The 15,978-nt window shown below is 59.7% G+C and carries 17 protein-coding genes; 7 read left to right on the top strand and 10 right to left on the bottom strand.

Annotated elements, in window-relative coordinates; translation table 11 throughout:
- Window positions 1-4: 4 nt before the first annotated feature.
- Window positions 5-796: a YfaP family protein gene (locus ACM6J5_RS11895; RefSeq protein WP_414928561.1), complete on the bottom strand. Its 792-nt coding sequence runs from the start codon at window positions 794-796 to the stop codon at window positions 5-7.
- A gap of 279 nt (window positions 797-1,075) precedes the next feature.
- On the opposite strand from ACM6J5_RS11895, the gene ACM6J5_RS11890 reads away from it, so the two are divergent.
- The 7 genes from ACM6J5_RS11890 to ACM6J5_RS11860 all read left to right on the top strand — a co-directional run bounded on the left by ACM6J5_RS11890 (window position 1,076) and on the right by ACM6J5_RS11860 (window position 9,473).
- Entirely contained in the window at window positions 1,076-2,206 is a 1,131-nt protein-coding gene (locus ACM6J5_RS11890) for a Fic family protein (protein ID WP_414928565.1), read from the top strand.
- A gap of 122 nt (window positions 2,207-2,328) precedes the next feature.
- Complete coding sequence (locus tag ACM6J5_RS11885) at window positions 2,329-3,636, top strand: AAA family ATPase (protein WP_414928560.1); 1,308 nt, start codon at window positions 2,329-2,331, stop codon at window positions 3,634-3,636.
- Window positions 3,629-4,219, top strand: a complete 591-nt coding sequence (locus ACM6J5_RS11880; RefSeq protein WP_414928559.1) for a retron system putative HNH endonuclease — start codon at window positions 3,629-3,631, stop codon at window positions 4,217-4,219. Before ACM6J5_RS11885 ends, ACM6J5_RS11880 begins: the two co-directional genes overlap by 8 nt.
- Before the next feature lie 101 nt (window positions 4,220-4,320).
- Window positions 4,321-4,563: an exodeoxyribonuclease VII small subunit gene (locus tag ACM6J5_RS11875; protein ID WP_007970180.1), complete on the top strand. Its 243-nt coding sequence runs from the start codon at window positions 4,321-4,323 to the stop codon at window positions 4,561-4,563.
- On the top strand, window positions 4,560-5,447 hold the full coding sequence (locus ACM6J5_RS11870; RefSeq protein WP_095941948.1) for a polyprenyl synthetase family protein: 888 nt from the start codon (window positions 4,560-4,562) through the stop codon (window positions 5,445-5,447). Before ACM6J5_RS11875 ends, ACM6J5_RS11870 begins: the two co-directional genes overlap by 4 nt.
- A gap of 91 nt (window positions 5,448-5,538) precedes the next feature.
- Window positions 5,539-7,437, top strand: a complete 1,899-nt coding sequence (dxs, locus tag ACM6J5_RS11865; protein WP_095941947.1) for a 1-deoxy-D-xylulose-5-phosphate synthase — start codon at window positions 5,539-5,541, stop codon at window positions 7,435-7,437.
- A gap of 152 nt (window positions 7,438-7,589) precedes the next feature.
- Window positions 7,590-9,473 carry a TonB-dependent receptor domain-containing protein gene (locus ACM6J5_RS11860; protein WP_414928558.1) on the top strand — a complete coding sequence of 628 codons (1,884 nt, stop codon included), beginning with the start codon at window positions 7,590-7,592 and terminating at the stop codon, window positions 9,471-9,473.
- Window positions 9,474-9,609: 136 nt separating this feature from the next.
- Here ACM6J5_RS11860 and ACM6J5_RS11855 read toward each other — a convergent pair whose 3' ends face one another.
- The 9 genes from ACM6J5_RS11855 to ACM6J5_RS11815 all read right to left on the bottom strand — a co-directional run bounded on the left by ACM6J5_RS11855 (window position 9,610) and on the right by ACM6J5_RS11815 (window position 15,934).
- Window positions 9,610-10,410, bottom strand: coding sequence for a cobalamin-binding protein (locus tag ACM6J5_RS11855; protein ID WP_150673791.1), 801 nt, complete (start codon window positions 10,408-10,410; stop codon window positions 9,610-9,612).
- Window positions 10,410-10,829: an MFS transporter gene (locus ACM6J5_RS11850; protein ID WP_095941944.1), complete on the bottom strand. Its 420-nt coding sequence runs from the start codon at window positions 10,827-10,829 to the stop codon at window positions 10,410-10,412. Before ACM6J5_RS11850 ends, ACM6J5_RS11855 begins: the two co-directional genes overlap by 1 nt.
- Window positions 10,826-11,443: a GTP cyclohydrolase II gene (ribA, locus tag ACM6J5_RS11845; protein ID WP_056728926.1), complete on the bottom strand. Its 618-nt coding sequence runs from the start codon at window positions 11,441-11,443 to the stop codon at window positions 10,826-10,828. Before ribA ends, ACM6J5_RS11850 begins: the two co-directional genes overlap by 4 nt.
- Window positions 11,444-11,604: 161 nt before the next feature.
- Complete coding sequence (locus tag ACM6J5_RS11840) at window positions 11,605-12,108, bottom strand: phosphatidylglycerophosphatase A (protein ID WP_007970166.1); 504 nt, start codon at window positions 12,106-12,108, stop codon at window positions 11,605-11,607.
- On the bottom strand, window positions 12,105-13,070 hold the full coding sequence (gene thiL / locus ACM6J5_RS11835) for a thiamine-phosphate kinase (RefSeq protein ID WP_095941943.1): 966 nt from the start codon (window positions 13,068-13,070) through the stop codon (window positions 12,105-12,107). The genes ACM6J5_RS11840 and thiL overlap by 4 nt, the downstream gene beginning before the upstream one ends.
- Before the next feature lie 28 nt (window positions 13,071-13,098).
- A complete protein-coding gene (gene nusB / locus ACM6J5_RS11830) occupies window positions 13,099-13,599 on the bottom strand; it encodes a transcription antitermination factor NusB (RefSeq protein ID WP_003185935.1) in 501 nt (166 codons plus the stop codon).
- Entirely contained in the window at window positions 13,596-14,072 is a 477-nt protein-coding gene (gene ribE / locus ACM6J5_RS11825) for a 6,7-dimethyl-8-ribityllumazine synthase (RefSeq protein ID WP_003228649.1), read from the bottom strand. Before ribE ends, nusB begins: the two co-directional genes overlap by 4 nt.
- Before the next feature lie 91 nt (window positions 14,073-14,163).
- Entirely contained in the window at window positions 14,164-15,255 is a 1,092-nt protein-coding gene (gene ribBA / locus ACM6J5_RS11820) for a bifunctional 3,4-dihydroxy-2-butanone-4-phosphate synthase/GTP cyclohydrolase II (RefSeq protein WP_095941942.1), read from the bottom strand.
- 16 nt (window positions 15,256-15,271) lie between these two features.
- Window positions 15,272-15,934 carry a riboflavin synthase gene (locus tag ACM6J5_RS11815; RefSeq protein WP_414928557.1) on the bottom strand — a complete coding sequence of 221 codons (663 nt, stop codon included), beginning with the start codon at window positions 15,932-15,934 and terminating at the stop codon, window positions 15,272-15,274.
- Window positions 15,935-15,978: the final 44 nt, after the last annotated feature.

Raw genomic sequence — 15,978 nt, 5'->3', positions numbered from 1 at the left:
ATGCTTAGTAGTTGAAAGTCTTGACCAGCAGCAGGTCGCCGATTGCGCGCAGAGGCACGATGAACGTCTCGCGTTTTTCATCGACGGTGTTTTCGTTGAGCACCAGGTTGATCTGCGAAGTAATCACCTCGTTCTGGTTGCCGGACTCATCGAAGTTATAGCCGCCGCTGCCGAAGTTGCCCCAATAGTTCACGTAAACCAGATAAGTGCCACGCAGCGGCGCGGTCATGGTGAACATTTCCGGACCCGGGCCATCGACGCCGTCAGGGTCGAGGCCACCGCCATTGGTCAAGGCCGGGTGTGCCCAGAAAGCATGCTGGCCATCGGGCGTGACAATATGCAGGTCGAGTTCGGCCTTCGGATCATCCCAACCCAGCACCACGCGAATCCGCGCCGGAGTGCGCAAGTCGTTGGCTTCATAGAATTGAACACGCTTGAGGGACTGGCCTTCGGCGCTGCGCACTTCGACGCTGTTGGAGCCGGCACCAAACGCATAGGGCCGGGCAAAACGCCCTTGCTCGTCGGTATAGAGATTCAATGGATTGCCGTTGACCGCCAAGGTGTGCGGCCCGCGCTGGGTGCCGAGGGCCTTCAGTTGGCCTTCGATCATCGTGCGATTGCGCTGCACACCCCGGTCAATCGGCGGCGTGGGATAGGCGACTTGCGGGTTTTCGCTACGGTCCAGCAGACCGTTGTAACGCCAGCCGCCCACCGGTTCCGATAACTCGGCATTCGGCGCGGCCAGAATCACGGGCGCGAAAACCAGCCCTATCAGCAGCAAAAGAAATGAGCGCATGCGACGCCTCCTGCCATGCACGACGAAACCTTGCGCCTGATCCTGGGCGCGTTACAGATATGAGTACTGCGTTTCGTCTGAAAGACCCGTGAGAATCGGATCGTAGATGGGGGCGAAGATTAGCGATTGGGATGTTTTTTAACAATCGGCTGCATGTGAAAATGCGGTGGGATTCACCGTAGTGGCTGGACGATGAGCCGAATAGGCGTCATATTCGGCTCACTAAATGAGCCGAATATGTTTTCTAATCGGCTCACTCAATCCAAGAGCAGCGAATTCATGGCACCTCACTGGATCTGGCAACAGCCTGATTGGCCGAACTTCAGCTGGCATGTCGAACGCTTGACGCCGTTACTGCGCGAATGCGTTCAAGCGCAAGGGCGATTGATGGGCATGGCCAGTTCCGTGGGCAGCTCACTAAGTGCACGAAGTGAACTGGATGCATTGCTGCAGAACATCGTCACCTCGTCGGCGATTGAAGGCGAACAGCTGAATGTCGGCTCAGTTCGTTCTTCATTGGCGCGGCGATTGGGGTTGGAGCTCAATGATGGCGACTACGTCAGCAAGCGCAGTGAAGGGCTCGCGCAATTAATGCTCGATGCGACCCAGCACTTCGCCGAGCCGCTGACACTTGAACGATTGTTGAATTGGCATGAATGGCTGTTTCCGGCACAGGAAATCGGCTTGGCCGCGCAAAGCATTCGTGTAGGTGCTTTGCGTGGCGATGATCCAATGCAAGTGGTTTCCGGTCGTCTCGACAAACCGACCGTGCACTTCGAAGCACCACCTCGCCTGGGCCTTGAGCGCCAACTCGATACCTTCCTCGAATGGTTTGAAGTCAGCCGGAATCAGTCCGAGCTTGATCCTTTGCTACGAGCTGGCATCGCACACTTCTGGTTTGTCACGCTCCACCCGTTTGACGATGGCAACGGTCGCCTGACCAGGACGATCACCGACCTGGCATTGGCTCAAGGCGAGGCTCAGGCGATCCGTTTTTATGCCATGTCGGCGAGTATTCTTGAGGATCGATCTGGTTATTACCGGGTGTTGGAAACCTGCCAGAAATCCAACACGGACATTACGGTTTGGCTTGAATGGTTCCTGCAAACTCTATTGCGCAGCCTGCAACAGGCCATGGCACGGATCGAATCCGTGCTGGGCAAAGCGCGCTTCTGGCAGGCGCACCGGGAGTCCGGCTTGTCAGTCGAACAAACCAAGGTATTGAATCGTTTACTTGATGGTGGGGAGAGTGGATTTGAGAATGGGATCAGTGCCGCGCATTACCAAGCTGCGGCGAAAGTATCCAAAGCGACCGCGACCCGTCATCTGGCTGAGTTAATGATGAAGGGCTACCTGAAACGCTTGCCCGGTGGCGGGCGCAGTACTCGTTATCAAATTGATGATTCATAATTGACTTAATGGCCAGCAATCACTCAGCTCAACAAAGATTTTGACTGGAGATCAATGTCATCTCATGGTCAACTACGGCCAGAAAAACCGTCGGCAAGGACGGCAAATACAGAGGTAAGCCTGTGATACTGCGCAAACTGAAACTCAAGGATTTCCGTCGATTTGAAGACATTGAAGTCGACTTCCATCCTGAACTGACGGTAATTGCCGCACGTAACGGGCAAGGAAAAACCACAATTCTGGAAGCTATTGCCACCGCTCTCGGCCCCTTTGTAGGCGCATTCGACATGGGGAAATCCAAGCATATTGAGCGCACCGACGCTCGATACGTTCGATTGGGCAGCAGCTTTGAAAATGAACAAAAATTTCCTGTCATCATCGATGCCGCTCTGGATGTCCCGGACATCAAATGGCAACGGGCATTACATGGCCCAAAAAGTCGCACCACAATCAAAGAAGCGGCGCCATTGGCTGATTGGGGCAAGGCGCTTCAAGAGGCACTTCGCTCCCAGGTAGAAACAGCCTTGCCGCTAGTCAGCTATTACCCTGCTGGGCGACTCTGGATCACCCACAACAACAGCTCGCGAAAAGCTGTTGTGAGCGCCAGCCGCACCATGGGGTATGAAGACTGCTTATCCTCCGCATCCAATTTTGTGCAAATGCAGCAATGGATGAGAAAAGCGACTATGGCTCTGCTCCAGCAACAAGAGATGCCGGGTTATGAGCAATCAGATCTCAAACCTAGAATCGCCGGAATTCAAAACGCCGTAAATCTGGTGCTGGAGGATGAAGGCTGGAGTAACTTCCATTACAGCCTGAGTTATGAAGAGCTTGCGATGTCACATCCTGATCATGGGCTGCTCCCCATTAGCCTGCTGAGCGATGGTGTTCGAGCAATGATTTCGCTCACTGCCGACATGGCATTTCGTTGTGCGCGTTTGAATGGCCAGTTCCAGGAGCTAGCCTCATTGCGAACAAAAGGAATAGTTCTGATAGACGAAGTGGATCTGCACTTGCATCCCGCCTGGCAGCAACAAGTATTAGCCGCATTGCGCAAAGCATTTCCCAAGATCCAATTCATCGTCAGTACACATAGTCCACAAGTGTTAACCACTGTGAATCGTGAGCAGATCCGCGTGATTCACAAAGATGAGCAGGGCTGGATTTCTGAACAACCAGCGATAAGCCCTTTGGCACAAGAGTCAGGAGACGCGCTGGCAGGGGTAATGAATGTGAGCACCCGCCCCCCTATGGATATAGTCGAAACAGCTCACGCCTATGAACAATTAGTCCGGGACGGGTCGGGTACTAGCCTCCAAGCGCAAAAACTGAAAAAAGAAATGGACGATGCAGGCTATGAAATTTCAGAAGCCGACATGACGCTTTGGACATTTCTCGCAGCGCAGGTTAGGAAGACGCGTAATGATTGAACTGGTTCATAACCCGGTAACGCCACAAGCACTTTTGGATTTCGTCGCAGCCCATCCACACGCGGGGCCGAATGACTTTGATAGCGAAACCTTCCGTCCCGTAAAAAAACTCGTCAAGACAAGTCTCCATCATGATCAAGGGGGGTTGTGCGCTTATTGTGAAACACCACTTGAGGCTAATGCAGGACAGATTGACCATATCAAACCCAAAGGTGGGGCAGAAGCCCATCCTCAACTGACTTTCTCCTACACAAACTATGCACATGGATGCATCCGATCAAAAGGTTGCGGGCAGAGAAAGGGTGACCGACTCCTGCCAATTGAACCCGCTCCGGGTTGCAATGAGCGATTCTCACTGTCGCTGGATGGATCACTGGAAGCCATGCCCATGCTTTCCAGAGGAGAAAAACATGTAGTTCGCCAAACCAGAGATATGCTCGGCCTACAAAACCCCGCGCTCGTCCGTGAACGCGAAAAGTGGATCAAGGTATTAATCAGCCTGGTGAAGGAAAAACCTCTGATCGTGAATGACTTCCTGAAAGAAGCACCCTTTCGCCATATTTTGCTTCGCTTACTGAGCTAGCCCGGGTCGCATCCGAGAGTTCTTCCACACCCGCTCATTTGCCCATGCCCCCCCTATCTGCTAGTGTCGCGCCGGTTTAACGTCAACCGGAAATCGCCGCCATGGCCCGCAAAAAAGCTGCACTGGATTTCGAACAGTCCCTCGCTGACCTGCAAACGCTGGTAGAGCGTCTGGAGAATGGCGAATTGTCGCTGGAGGACTCGCTGGCTGCTTTCGAGCAAGGCATAGGTCTGACCCGCGATTGCCAGGCGGCGCTGGCCCAGGCCGAGCAAAAGGTTCAGGTGCTGCTCGAGCGTGATGGCGAGTTGGCCGAGGAACCCTTCGACGCAGATCAGCCAGAATGATTGCAGCGTACTCGGCAACCAGCCAGGCCCGCGTCAATGCGGCCCTGGAAACCCTGTTCACTGCACCAAGCCCCGAGCTGGCGCGACTGTACGAAGCCATGCGCTACAGCGTGATGAATGGCGGCAAACGCGTGCGTCCACTGTTGGCCTACGCCGCGTGCGAAGCGTTGGGCGGCAAGCCCGAGCAAGCCAACGGCGCAGCCTGTGCCGTGGAGTTGATCCACGCCTATTCGCTGGTGCATGACGATTTGCCGGCGATGGACGATGACGATCTGCGTCGCGGCCAGCCCACCACCCACAAGAAATTCGATGAAGCCTGCGCGATCCTCGCCGGCGACGGCTTGCAGAGTCTGGCCTTCAGCGCCCTGCTCGACCCGCGCCTGAGCACTTTGGACGCAGGGATCCACCTGCAAATGGTCAGCGCCCTGGCACTGGCCGCAGGCCCGGCGGGCATGGTCGGCGGTCAGGCCATCGACCTCGGCTCGGTCGGTCTGAAACTCGATCAGAAAGCCCTCGAATACATGCACCGGCACAAGACCGGCGCGTTGATCGAGGTCAGCGTCAAGCTCGGCGCCCTGGCCAGCGGCCGTGCCGAGAAAGACGAACTCAAGTCCCTGCAGACTTATGCACAGGCCATCGGCCTGGCATTCCAGGTGCAGGACGACATTCTCGACGTCGAAAGCGATACGGAAACCCTCGGCAAACGCCAGGGCGCCGACATTGCCCGGGACAAACCGACCTACCCGGCCCTGCTCGGCCTCGACGCCGCCAAGGCCTATGCTCTGGAGCTGCGCGACCAGGCCCTGCACGCACTGCGACCGTTTGACGCGGCGGCCGAGCCGTTGCGTGATCTGGCCCGGTATATCGTCGATCGCCGCAGCTGACGGCGATTGCGCCAAAAAAGACCAACGCGTGGGCAGGGGGCGATGCATCAGGTAAACTGCCGCATCTTTTATACCTATAACGATTCGCCTGATGCCCACGACGTTTCATGAGATTCCCCGCAAGCGCCCGACCACGCCCCTGCTCGACCGCGCGAACACGCCGGACGGCCTGCGCCGGTTAGGCGAAGCCGAGCTGGAAACCCTGGCCGATGAGTTGCGCCTGGAATTGCTCTACACGGTCGGCCAGACCGGTGGGCATTTCGGTGCCGGCCTGGGCGTGATCGAGCTGACCATCGCGCTGCATTACGTCTTCGACACCCCGGACGACCGGCTGGTGTGGGACGTGGGTCATCAGGCTTATCCACACAAGATCCTCACCGGTCGTCGCGAGCGCATGGGCACCCTGCGCCAGAAGGACGGCGTCGCTGCGTTCCCGCGCCGCTCCGAGAGTGAGTACGACACCTTTGGCGTCGGCCACTCGAGTACCTCGATCAGTGCCGCGCTGGGCATGGCGATTGCCGCCCGCCTGCAAAACAGCGAGCGCAAGGCGATCGCGGTGATCGGCGACGGCGCGTTGACCGCGGGCATGGCATTCGAGGCGTTGAACCATGCGCCGGAAGTGGACGCCAACATGCTGGTGATCCTCAACGACAACGACATGTCGATCTCGCGCAACGTCGGTGGCTTGTCGAACTATCTGGCGAAGATCCTTTCCAGCCGCACCTATGCGAGCATGCGCGAAGGCAGCAAGAAAGTGCTGTCGCGCCTGCCCGGGGCCTGGGAAATCGCTCGCCGGACCGAAGAGTATGCCAAAGGCATGCTGGTTCCCGGCACGCTGTTCGAAGAACTGGGCTGGAACTACATCGGCCCGATCGATGGCCACGACCTGCCGACCCTGATCGCCACCCTGCGCAACATGCGCGATCTGAAAGGCCCGCAGTTCCTGCACGTCGTCACCAAGAAAGGCAAAGGCTTCGCCCCGGCGGAAGTCGACCCGATCGGTTACCACGCCATCACCAAACTCGAACCGCTGGACGCCCCGGCCGCCGCGCCGAAGAAGGCCAGCGGGCCGAAGTACTCCGGTGTCTTCGGCGAATGGCTGTGCGACATGGCGGCTGCCGATCCGCGTCTGGTCGGAATTACCCCGGCGATGAAGGAAGGCTCGGACCTGGTCGCGTTCAGCGAACGCTTCCCGCTGCGCTACTTCGACGTCGCCATTGCCGAGCAGCACGCCGTCACCCTCGCGGCCGGCATGGCCTGCGAAGGCGCCAAACCGGTGGTGGCCATCTATTCGACCTTCCTGCAGCGCGGCTACGACCAGTTGGTGCATGACGTCGCGGTGCAGAATCTCGATGTACTGTTCGCTATCGACCGCGCAGGCCTGGTGGGCGAAGACGGCCCGACGCACGCCGGCAGCTTCGATCTGTCGTTCCTGCGCTGCATTCCCGGCATGCTGGTGATGACCCCGAGCGATGAAAACGAGCTGCGCAAGATGCTCACCACCGGCCACCTGTACGAAGGCCCGGCGGCGGTGCGTTACCCACGCGGTAACGGCCCGAACGCGACCATCGAGAAAGACCTCGAACCGATCGAGATCGGCAAGGGTGTGATTCGCCGCCAGGGCAGCAAAGTCGCCCTGCTGGTGTTCGGCGTGCAACTGGCCGAAGCCCTGAAAGTCGCCCAGACACTGGACGCGACCGTGGTCGACATGCGTTTCGTCAAACCGCTGGATGAAGCGCTGGTTCGCGAAATCGCCGGCAGCCACGAGCTGCTGGTGACCGTCGAAGAGAACGCGATCATGGGCGGCGCCGGTGGCGCGGTCAGCGAATTCCTCGCTCGCGAGAACATCCTCAAGTCGATGCTGCACCTGGGCTTGCCGGACATTTACGTCGAACACGCCAAACCTGCGCAAATGCTGGCTGAGTGTGGGCTGGATGAGGCCGGGATCGAGGCTTCGATCCGCGAGCGCCTGCAACTGCTCAACATCTAAATCCCTGGATACATGCAACACCCTGTGGGAGCGAGCCTGCTCGCGATAGCGGACTGTCAGTCGACTCAAATGTTGACTGATACACCGTCATCGCGAGCAGGCTCGCTCCCACATTTGATTTGTGTGCGTCACGAAATACCAACGGAATACCAATGAAGTTCTCCCGCCTCGCCCTGCCTCTGTTTCTGCTGCCCACCGCCAACGCCTATGCCGACACCTTCGAACGCGACCAGGCCTTGAAGCTGCCCGACGTGTTGATCAGCGCCAACCGCCAGATCGAAGCGCGCAACGACAGCAGCGCCGCCAACACCGTATTCACCCGCGACGACATAGATCGCCTGCAACCCGATAGCGTCACTGATCTGCTGCGGCGGGTGCCGGGTGTGCAAGTCTCGCAGGCCGGCGGGCGCGGAAGCATTCCGGGGGTCTACATCCGTGGCACCCAGTCAGCCCAGAGCCTGGTGCTGGTGGACGGCCAACGCATCGGCAGTTCAACCTCCGGCGACAGCAACCTGCAACACATCAATATCGAGCAGGTCGAGCGCGTGGAAGTGCTGCGCGGCTCCCGCTCGGTGATTTATGGCAGCGATGCGATTGGCGGGGTGATCCAGATCTTCACCCGTCGTAGTGGCAAACAGGGCCTGCAACCGCGCTTGCACATGGGGTTTGGCAGCAACCAGACCTGGGAGCGCAGCCTTGGCCTGTCCGGTGGTGATGAGCGAACCCGCTTCAACCTTGGCGCCAGCCTCGACGAAACCGCCGGGATCAATCGTACCCACGAGTCGTATCCTAGCGACGGCGACCATGACGAATACCGCAACAAGTCGTTCAGCCTGAGTATGAGTCACGCCCTGACGGAAGACATCGAGGTCGGCGCCAACGTGCTGGATAACCGCGGCAAGAGCGAGTTTGACAACCCGTTCGGGCGCTTCGACATGAATACGTTCGAGTCAGTTCAACAGCAGCCCTACAACGAATTCGATGTGAGCGGTGTCAGCAGTTACATCGACGCGCGCGTCAATGATCTGTGGAAAACCCGCATCGAGTTCGGCCACAGCGAAAACCGCGAGAAGACCCTGGACAAGCTCAGCGATGAGCGCAACGTGTTCAACACCTATCGCGATTCGGTGAACTGGCAGAACGACCTGACGCTCAACGAGCGCAACAGTTTGCTGCTCGGCGGTGACTGGTATGAAGACCGCATCAACAGCAGTACCGCGTTCGATGAGGACAGTCGCTGGAACCGAGCGGCGTACGTCCAGCACCGCTATCAGGCCGACAGCTTCTCCACGGAGTTGGGTCTGCGTCACGACGATAACCAACAGTTCGGCAGTCAGAACACCTGGAGCGGTACCTTTACCCTGCCGCTGAACCCGGACAACGAAGTGCTGCTGACCTACAGCGAAGGCTTCCGCGCGCCGACGTTCAACGACCTGTACTACCCCGACTTCAGCAACCCGGACCTGAAGCCTGAAACCTCGAAAAGCTATGAGCTGCAATGGCGCAGTCAACTGACCGAGAACAGTCGCCTGGAGACGTCGTTGTATCGCACCGACCTCGAAGACGCGATCATCTTCGGCAGCAACTCGCGCCCCGAGAACGTTGCCTCGGCCCGAATCAACGGCTTCGAAGCCGCACTGAAACAGGAACTGTTCGGCTGGCAGAGCAACCTTGGCGTGGCGATCATCGACCCGCGAGACCGTGACACGGGCCACACCCTGGCCCGTCGTGCGCGGCGCACTTTGAGCTGGGATCTGGACCGACAGTTCGATCGCCTGGGGCTCGGCGCCAGTTGGCAAGCGGTGAGCAGCAGCTATGACGACTTGAAAAATCAACAGCCGTTGGGTGGTTATGCCCTGTTGGGATTACGCAGCAGCTGGGAGCTCAATCGTGAAATCCAGCTGGAACTGAAGATCGATAACCTGCTGGACAAGGGTTACAGCCGGGCGCTGTACAGCTTTCAAGGTAGTCAGTACGGATATCGCGAGGAAGGTCGGGCGTGGATGTTCGGGGTGACGTGGACGCCGGAGATCTGATCTGAGGTTTGCAGTGCCTGGAAGGGCCTCATCGCGAGCAGGCTCGCTCCCACAGTTGATCGCGGCGGCCTACATTTTGTAAACAACATAGATCCATTGTGGGAGCGAGCTTGCTCGCGATGAAGGCACCTCGGTCTCAGCGGTCTGGCGCAATCAATTGGCAAAGCTTTGCAGTTGCCTCAATCATCTGCCCGCTCGGTCGCTCCAGGCCTTTATCTGTCACCAAACGCAATTGGCCCTGCTCCACCGCCGCCACCTGCGGCCAGGCTCTCCACGCATCAAGCTGCGCCTGATCGCTGGCCAGAATCACCTCGGGATTACGCTGCAACACGGCTTCCACGCTGACTTGTGGTGCCGGCAGTTTCAGGTCGGCAAACACGTTTTTCGCACCACAGACTTCCAGCGCATCGCTGATAATCTGCTCGCCGCCGACCGTATACAGCGGCCGATCCCAGACCTGATAAAACACTCGTAACGGCTTGTCCCGGCGATAGCGCAGGCGCAATTCATCCAGCCGCCGGCGTAAATCGCCGGCCAATGAAACTCCGCGTTCAGGCCGACCGAGCTGGGCGGCAATGGTCTCGATCTGTGCGGCGAGCTGGTTCAGGCTGTGGGGTTCGGCGACGTAGGTGGGAATATTCAGGCGCTTGAGCTGGTCACGCTGGGCCGGGCCAACACTACCGGGCCATAGCAGCAACAGATCGGGATTCAGGCTGAGCAACCGCTCCATGTCCAGCTGGCCATAGCGGCCAACGGAGGGCAGGCCCTTGAGTTCGGCAGGCCGTTCACCGGCGTCCAGCACACCGACCAGGAGGTCGGCGGAACCCAGTTCAACGACGATTTCAGAGAGCGACGGGGCGAGGCTGACAACCCGTTCGACCGCGACGGCCGAGCCACTGGCGACCGGCAGCAACACCGCCAGCCAGAGCGCGCGCATCAACCGAGTTGACGTGGAATACGGTAGAGGTAGAACAGCACCGCGGTCGACAGTGCCAGCAGCATCAGCGGCACGGCTTCGAGGCCGACGAACACCGCCAGGGCAGCGATCCAGGCCGGCAGCCCGGCGGCCAGGAATGCCGTGCGCCGCTTGGCTGCCAGACTGATCCAGGCGCCAGGTTCTTCAGGAGTATCGAGGGCTTTCTGGGTAGCGATCAGCGCGTGTTTGTAGGCGCCGAAAAACTTCAGGCTGACAAACATCGAGGCGACTCCGGCGATGAACAACGGCATCGCCAGCACCGGCAGAATGGCTTCGCTCTGGCCGAACAGCGCGTTGATCACAAACAATGGCAACAAGGCCAGTGCCAGATATTGCCACCAGTTGAAGGACAGTCGCCGCCGCACCTGACCGCGGGTCACGCCCGGTCTACCTCGCCCTGATGCTCATTGCCCATCATGTGGTCGAGCTTGCTGGCCTTGGTCGCCAGGTAGAGTCGGTTATGCGGGTTGTGGCCGGTGTGCAGCGGCACGCGCTCGGCGACCACGATACCCATGTCGGTCAAGGCCTTGACCTTGCGCGGGTTGTTGGTCATCAGGCGCAGGGACTTCACGCCCAGGTGCTCCAGCATTGGCAGGCACATGGCGTAGTCACGCTGGTCGGCGGCAAAACCCAGGCGTTCGTTGGCTTCGACGGTATCGGCGCCACCGTCCTGCAGCTCATAGGCTCGGATCTTGTTCAGCAGGCCAATGCCCCGGCCTTCCTGGCGCAGGTAGAGCAAGACGCCACGACCTTCGCGGGCGATGGCCTGCAAGGCGGCCTCCAGTTGCGAGCCACAGTCGCAACGCTGACTGAACAAGGCATCGCCCGTCAGGCATTCGGAGTGCAGCCGGCCGAGTACCGGGGCACCGTCGGCAATCTCACCCAGGCTCAGCACAACGTGCTCGCGGCCGGTGGCTTCATCGAGAAAGCCATGCATGGTGAATTGCGCAAAAGGCGTTGGCAGCTTGGAAGCGGCGACAAAAACGACAGGCACCGGTGTGCTCCTGATCTAAAAGTCTGAAGATTCGCAGAGCCGGCATTGTAACAGCAGGTTCCGGAGGACGCTTAGGCTGAATTATCGGCGATAACTATCAAAATGTTTGATATTCGCCCGCAAGACACTATCCCACAGGGTGACGTCGGCGTCCCTCCCGGTCAGGCGAAAAACCACACCAGTCCCTGCATCGCCAACCAGGCGAACACCCCGGCCAGGACATCATCGAGCATGATGCCGACACCGCCATGTACGTGCCGGTCAATCCAGCGGATCGGCCATGGCTTGAGAATGTCGAAGAAACGGAACATCAAGAAACCCGCCAGCAGCCACTGCCAGCCTTCCGGCACCAGCCACAGGGTGATCCACATCCCGACCATTTCGTCCCAGACGATGCCTTCATGGTCGTGTACCCGCAAATCGTCGGCCACTTTGCCGCACAGCCAGAAGCCGAACAGCATGGTGATGCCCAGCATCAGCCAGTAACCCCAGTCGGGCAGCATTTGCCACAACGGAATAAAGGGCAGCGCAACCAACGACCCCCAAGTGCCGGGCGCCTTTGGCAAGGTGCCCGAGCCGAAGCCGAACGCCAGGAAATGCCATGGATTGCGCCAGACCGACGGCGGTACGAATTCCGCCGGGACCTGTTTGGGATGATCTGTCACGGTGACTCCCGAAAATGTTGATAACCCCGGGTTTGCGGGGTGATGTCTTTGCCATCGGCGTCCAGCAGCCTCACGCCCTGCCCCGTCACCACCTGCCCGATTACATGGATCGGCCAGCCATCGGCCAGCAACAGCGGCAACTCGACGGACGGTAACGTGAAGGCCAGGACGTAATCGTCGCCGCCGCTCAGGGCCGCAACCTGTGCGTCCGATTGACCGAGAAAGTCGACCAGGCTCCGCGACAGCGGCAAACGATCCCGCTCGACTTCGACACCGACCTTCGAAGCCAGCGCGATATGCCCGCAATCAGCGAGCAGTCCGTCAGAGATATCCATCGCCGAAGTGGCCCTGCCCCGCAGCGCCTGACCCAAGCCGAGCTGCGGTTGCGGCGACCAGTAATGCGCCAGCAACGGCTCGGCGATGCTCGCTGGGGCCGTGCGCTGACCGAGCACCAATGGCAGGGCACCGGCGGCATTGCCCAGGTCACCGCCGACACACAGCAGGTCGCCCGGTTGTGCACCGCTGCGGGTCAACGCCTGGCCACCGGGTACGCGACCGAACACAGTCATGGTCATGCTTAGCGGCCCACGGGTGGTATCGCCCCCGACCAACGCCACACCGCAGCTTTGCGCCATGGCATTCAAACCACGGGCATAGTCCTGCAGCCAATCGGCAGTCACCGTCGGCAAGGTCAGGGCAAGGGTAAAGGCAACGGGGGTGGCGCCCATGGCAGCCAGGTCGCTGACGGCCACGGCCAACGAGCGCTGACCGAGCAGAAACGGATCGCAGGGATCGGCGAAGTGCACGCCGGCCACCAACGTATCGGTAGAAATTGCCAACTGCTCCCCGGGAGGAACAGCCAGCAAGGCGCAGTCATCGCCAATCCCGAGGGCAACGCCTTCGCCGCCCTGCGCACAAGGCGCGGCGGCGAAGAAATTGCGGATCAGCTCAAACTCGCCCATGACTTCGTGTCGACATTCCAAGCGCCAATCAGCGCTTGAACGCCTTCACTTCAGCTTCACGCAGACGCGGGGCCAGCTTGTCGAGCACACCGTTGACGAACTTGTGGCCGTCGGTGGAACCGAAGACCTTGGCCAGTTCGATACCCTCGTTGATCACAACGCGGTACGGCACGTCGACGCGCTTGAGCAGTTCCCAGGTGGACAGGCGCAGAACCGCCAGTTCAACCGGGTCCAGCTCTTCGATGGTCAAATCCAGGCATGGCGTGAGCGCGGTGTCGATTTCGGTCTTGAACTGCGGAACCCCGTGCAGGATTTCTCGGAAGTACGCGCCGTCGACATCGCTGAAATCGTTATCGACCCGGAACTGCGCTTCGATCTCGTTCAGCGATTGCTTGGCCATGTGCCATTGGTACAGCGCCTGGGTCGCGAGCTGACGGGCTTCGCGACGCTTGACGCTTTTCGATGGCTTGCCGGCATCCGCAGGCTTTGGATCGCGCGGGTTGAAACGATCGCTTTCGTCGCTAATCACTTGGCCTCCAACTGCGCCAGCAGGCTGACCATTTCCAGAGCGGACAGGGCAGCTTCAGCACCTTTGTTACCGGCCTTGGTGCCGGAACGTTCAATGGCTTGTTCGATGGAATCAACGGTCAGGACGCCGAAAGCGACCGGAACGCCAAACTCCATGGACACCTGGGCCAGGCCCTTGGTGCATTCGCCAGCCACGTATTCGAAGTGCGGAGTGCCGCCACGAATGACCGCGCCCAGGGCGATGATTGCCGCGAATTCGCCTTTCTGGGCGACTTTCTGCGCAACCAGCGGAATTTCGAAGGCGCCAGGCGCGCGGATGATGGTGATGTCGCTTTCGCTCACGCCGTGGCGAACCAGGGCATCAACTGCACCGCTGACCAGGCTTTCAACGACGAAGCTGTTGAAACGGCCCACTACCAGAGCGTAGCGGCCTTTAGGGGCGATGAAGGTACCTTCGATGGTCTTCAGGGTCATTCGATAGATCTCTTAAAGAGCCGGGACGCGTCTCGTACGCATCCCTCGGTGATATTTGAACCGCGAATTCAAGGCCGGAAACAACCGGTCATTATTCGGAGGGCACGTATTCTACAACTTCCAGATCGAAACCGGATATCGCATTAAATTTCATGGGTGCCGACATCAGGCGCATTTTGCGTACGCCCAGGTCACGCAGGATCTGCGAACCGGCACCGACAGTGCTGTAGGTGGTCGGTTTTTTCACCGCGGCGTGATCGGCGGTTTCGCGGATGTGCGCCAGCAACACATCGCCATCGAGCGGGTGACCGAGCAACAGCACCACGCCGCTGCCGGCCTCGGCAACCTTGGCCATGGCGGCGCGCAGGCTCCAGCGGCCCGGTTGCTTGACCATCAGCAGGTCGCGCAGCGGGTCCATGTTGTGCACGCGAACCAGGGTCGGTTCTTCGGCACACACGTTGCCCAGGGTCAGCGCCATGTGCACGTCGCCTTCCACGGAATCACGATAGGTCACCAGGTTGAATTGGCCCAGTTCGCTGTCCAGCGGCTGCTCGGCAATCCGCTGAACGGTACGTTCGTGGATCATCCGGTAGTGAATCAGGTCGGCAATGGTGCCGATCTTGATGTCGTGTTCGGCGGCAAAAGCTTCCAGTTCGGCGCGACGGGACATGGTGCCGTCGTCGTTCATCACTTCGCAGATCACGCCGCTCGGCTCGAAACCGGCCATGCGCGCCAGGTCGCACGCCGCTTCGGTGTGGCCGGCACGGGCCAGGGTACCGCCGGCCTGGGCCATCAGCGGGAAGATGTGGCCGGGGCTGACGATATCTTCAGCCTTGGCATCACGGGCGGCGGCAGCCTGCACGGTGCGCGCACGGTCGGCGGCGGAAATGCCGGTGGTCACGCCGGTGGCCGCTTCGATCGATACGGTGAACTTGGTGCCGAAACCGGAACCGTTGCGCGGCGCCATCAACGGCAGCTTGAGCAGTTCGCAGCGCTCGCGGCTCATCGGCATGCAGATCAGGCCCCGGGCATGCTTGGCCATAAAGTTGATGTGCTCGGGCTTGCAGCATTCGGCGGCCATGATCAGGTCGCCTTCGTTCTCGCGATCTTCGTCATCCATGAGGATGACCATCTTGCCTTGGCGGATGTCTTCAACCAGTTCTTCGATGCTATTGAGCGCCACAAGGCACCCCCTTGAGTCAGGATTTGAGGTAGCCGTTGGCGGCCAGAAAGCTTTCGGTGATGTTACTGGAGGCTGGCTCTGCGGCCTTGTCGCCCAGCAGCAAACGCTCCAGGTAACGGGCCAGCAAATCGACCTCAAGATTCACCCGGCGACCTGGCTGATACGACGCCATGATGGTTTCGCTCAGGGTGTGGGGAATGATGGTCAGCAGGAACTCGGCGCCATCGACTGAGTTCACGGTCAGGCTGGTGCCGTCGACGGTGATCGAGCCTTTATGGGCGATGTACCTGGCCAGGTCCTTCGGCGCACGGATGCGGAACTCCACGGCACGCGCGTTTTCGGTACGGGCAACCACTTCGCCCACGCCGTCGACGTGACCGCTGACCAGGTGCCCGCCGAGGCGAGTGGTCGGGGTCAGGGCTTTTTCCAGATTGACCGGGCTGCCGCTTTTCAGGTCATTCATGGCGGTGCAGTCAAGGGTTTCGCGACTGACGTCCGCCGCAAAGCCATTGCCCGGCAACTCGACGGCGGTCAGGCACACGCCGTTGACCGCGATGCTGTCGCCCAGTTTGACGTCGCTCAGGTCGAGCTTGCCGGTTTCGACATGAACCCGCACATCACCGCCCTTTGGGGTCAATGCACGAATACTGCCGATGGATTCGATGATGCCGGTAAACATGAGGTTCTCCTCGAGAACAAAGCCCGCGCTTGCGCGATGGCCGG

The sequence above is a fragment of the Pseudomonas sp. IT-P74 genome (assembly GCF_949768175.1).
GTDB lineage: Bacteria > Pseudomonadota > Gammaproteobacteria > Pseudomonadales > Pseudomonadaceae > Aquipseudomonas.
This window is presented reverse-complemented; position numbering and strand designations above follow the sequence as displayed.

Bases quoted from the DNA above. Each gene is read 5' to 3' on its own strand.
- ACM6J5_RS11895 (WP_414928561.1), bottom strand. From the start codon at position 796: ATGCGCTCATTTCTTTTGCTGCTGATAGGGCTGGTTTTCGCGCCCGTG.
- ACM6J5_RS11890 (WP_414928565.1), top strand. From the start codon at position 1,076: ATGGCACCTCACTGGATCTGGCAACAGCCTGATTGGCCGAACTTCAGC.
- ACM6J5_RS11880 (WP_414928559.1), top strand. From the start codon at position 3,629: ATGATTGAACTGGTTCATAACCCGGTAACGCCACAAGCACTTTTGGAT.
- ACM6J5_RS11875 (WP_007970180.1), top strand. From the start codon at position 4,321: ATGGCCCGCAAAAAAGCTGCACTGGATTTCGAACAGTCCCTCGCTGAC.
- ACM6J5_RS11870 (WP_095941948.1), top strand. From the start codon at position 4,560: ATGATTGCAGCGTACTCGGCAACCAGCCAGGCCCGCGTCAATGCGGCC.
- dxs (WP_095941947.1), top strand. From the start codon at position 5,539: ATGCCCACGACGTTTCATGAGATTCCCCGCAAGCGCCCGACCACGCCC.
- ACM6J5_RS11860 (WP_414928558.1), top strand. From the start codon at position 7,590: ATGAAGTTCTCCCGCCTCGCCCTGCCTCTGTTTCTGCTGCCCACCGCC.
- ACM6J5_RS11855 (WP_150673791.1), bottom strand. From the start codon at position 10,410: ATGCGCGCGCTCTGGCTGGCGGTGTTGCTGCCGGTCGCCAGTGGCTCG.
- thiL (WP_095941943.1), bottom strand. From the start codon at position 13,070: ATGGGCGAGTTTGAGCTGATCCGCAATTTCTTCGCCGCCGCGCCTTGT.
- ribE (WP_003228649.1), bottom strand. From the start codon at position 14,072: ATGACCCTGAAGACCATCGAAGGTACCTTCATCGCCCCTAAAGGCCGC.
- ACM6J5_RS11815 (WP_414928557.1), bottom strand. From the start codon at position 15,934: ATGTTTACCGGCATCATCGAATCCATCGGCAGTATTCGTGCATTGACC.